The organism is Protofrankia sp. CiP1_Cm_nod2 (genome assembly GCF_920664355.1).
Taxonomy (GTDB): domain Bacteria; phylum Actinomycetota; class Actinomycetes; order Frankiales; family Frankiaceae; genus Protofrankia.
The window spans coordinates 1-2589 of sequence record NZ_CAKKTL010000390.1; the positions used below are offsets into that span (position 1 = coordinate 1).

General features: G+C 75.6%; 2 protein-coding genes and 1 pseudogene. All 3 read left to right on the forward strand.

The window, feature by feature from the left end; translation table 11 throughout:
• Window positions 1-807, forward strand: an 807-nt coding sequence (locus NBW84_RS23800; RefSeq protein ID WP_250287574.1) for a 4-(cytidine 5'-diphospho)-2-C-methyl-D-erythritol kinase, incomplete at its 5' end; no start/stop codon positions are given.
• 228 nt (window positions 808-1035) lie between these two features.
• Window positions 1036-1486, forward strand: a pseudogene (locus NBW84_RS24680) (ATP-binding cassette domain-containing protein); the annotation flags it as partial.
• A 50-nt stretch (window positions 1487-1536) separates the two neighbouring features.
• Window positions 1537-2589: ABC-F family ATP-binding cassette domain-containing protein (locus NBW84_RS23805; RefSeq protein ID WP_445548839.1), on the forward strand; the 1053-nt coding region annotated here is incomplete at its 3' end.

Below are 2589 nucleotides of genomic sequence, written 5' to 3' on the forward strand. Positions count from 1 at the left end.
GGCCGGCCCGGGCCGTCCGCGCCGGCTGGCGACGCCGCGGCGAGCGCGGCCGCGGCCCGGATCTCCCTGGTCCCGACCGGGGTGGACAACCTGGCCGTCCGCGCGGCCCATGTGCTTGCCGCCCGTGCCGGTGTGCGGGGGGCGGCCGCCCACATGACCATGGCGAAGGGTATTCCGGTCGCGGCCGGGATGGCCGGTGGCAGCGCTGACGCGGCCGGTTCGCTGGTCGCCTTCGACGCCCTGTGGGGCACCGGTCTGGACAGGTCGGTCCTCTCCGAGCTCGCCGCCGGGCTCGGCAGCGACGTGCCGTTCCCGCTCGCGGGTGGGACGGCGCTGGGTACCGGCCGCGGTGAGCAGCTCACGCCGGTGCTGGGGCGCGGCGAGTACCACTGGGTGTTCGCGCTGGCCGACGGCGGCCTGTCCACCGCGTCGGTCTACGCCGAGTTCGACCGGTTGTCACAGGGACGCCTGCGTACCGAGCCGACCCCGCCGGACGCAGTGCTGGCCGCGTTGCGCACCGGCGATCCGGTCGAGCTGGGCCGGGCGCTGGTGAACGACCTGCAGCCGGCCGCGCTGCGGCTGCGCCCGTCGTTGCGCCGGGTGCTGGAAACCGGCGTCGAGCTCGGGGCGGTCGGCGCCATCGTCAGCGGTTCCGGGCCGACCTGCGCTTTCCTGGCGCGGGACGCGGAGCAGAGCGTGGCTCTGGCGGCGAGCCTGGCCGGGATGGGTGTGTGCCGGGCGGTACGGCACGCGCACGGCCCGGTGCCGGGCGCGCGTGTGGTCGATCCGGGCGGCTCCAGCGGATGACCGCGCGCAGGAGCATCACCGCCGGACGGGACCGGCCGCCAGCCCAGGCAGCGCCGTCCCGGCCAGCACTGTCCCGGCCAGCACTGTCCGGGGCAGCCCAGGCAACGCCGTCCTTGCCGGCGCTGTCCTGGTTGGCGCCGTCTGGGTGGCGCCTTGGGACGAGCCGGCTGACGGCCCCGGGCCGCCGGAACGCTGGGTGACCGTCGGATGAGCGGCGTCCTGGTGACGATGGAGGCGGTGGTGGCCGCCTTCGGCACCCGCACCCTGCTGGACGGGGTGAGCCTGGGCATCGGGACCGGTGAGCGCATCGGGGTGGTCGGCCGCAACGGGGCGGGCAAGAGCACCCTGCTGCGGCTGCTCGCCGGCCAGGCCCGCCCGGATGCGGGCCGGATCGTGCGGGCTGGTTCCGTGCGGGCCGGCCTGCTGGCCCAGGACGACCGGCTCGCGCCCGACGCGACCGTGCGCCAGGCCGTGGTCGGTGACGTTCCCGACCACGTCTGGGCGGCGGATCCGCGGCGCCGGTCGGTGCTTGCCGGCCTGGGGCTGCTCGACCGGCTCGACGCCGTGGTCGGGCGCTCCTCCGGTGGTGAGCGCCGGCGCGTCGCGCTGGCCGCGCTGCTCGTCGACGACATCGATCTGCTGGTCCTGGACGAGCCCACCAACCATCTCGACGTCGAGGGTGTGGCCTGGCTCGCCGCCCACCTGCGGTCGTGGCGCGGCGGGCTGCTCGTGGCCACCCACGACCGGTGGTTCCTCGACGAGGTCTGCGAGCGGGTCTGGGAGGTCGTCGACGGCCGGGTGGACGCCTACGACGGCGGTTACTCCGCGTATGTGCTCGCCCGGGCGGAGCGCACGCGGCAGGCCGACGCCGCCGAGGCGCGGCGGCAGAACCTGCTGCGCAAGGAGCTGGCCTGGCTGCGCCGGGGCCCACCGGCCCGCACCAGCAAGCCGCGTTTCCGGATCGAGGCGGCCAACGTGCTGATCGCCGACGAGCCGCCCGCCCGGGACACTCTCGGCCTGCGCAGCTTCGCCGCCTCCCGTCTCGGCAAGGACGTCTACGACGTCGAGGATGTCACGCTGCGTATCGGCGACCGTGTGCTGCTGGCGGACGTGACCTGGCGGCTGGGCCCGGGGGACCGGGTGGGTCTCGTCGGGGCCAACGGCAGCGGCAAGACGACGCTGATGCGCCTGCTGACCGGGCAGGTGGGCCCGGACGCGGGCCAGGTGAAGGCCGGTAGGAGCGTGCGTCCCGCCCTGCTCGCCCAGGAGATCCACGAGCTGGACCCGGGCCTGCGCGCGCTGGAGGCGGTGGAACAGGCCGGCCGGGTGCTGGAGGTGGGCCGCGGCCGGGAGCTGACCGCCGGCCAGCTCCTGGAGCAGTTCGGCCTGCCCTCGGCCCGGCAGTGGACCCGCGTGGGCGATCTTTCCGGTGGGGAGCGCCGCCGGCTGCAGCTGCTGCGGCTGCTCATGCAACGGCCGAACGTGCTGCTGCTGGACGAGCCCACCAACGACCTGGATACCGACACGCTGACCGCGCTGGAGGACGTCCTGGACTCCTGGCCGGGCACGATCGTCGCTGTCAGCCACGACCGTTACTTCCTGGAACGAACCTGCGACACGATCTTCGCCATGTTCGGCGACGGGTCGCTGGTCATGCTGCCCGGCGGGGTGGACGAGTACCTCTCCCGGCGGCAGGCCGCCACCCGGGCCGAGGCAGCCGGCGCCCCGGCCGGACGCACCGCCACCGGACGCCCCGGCGGTGCCGCCGCCACCGCGGCGGGC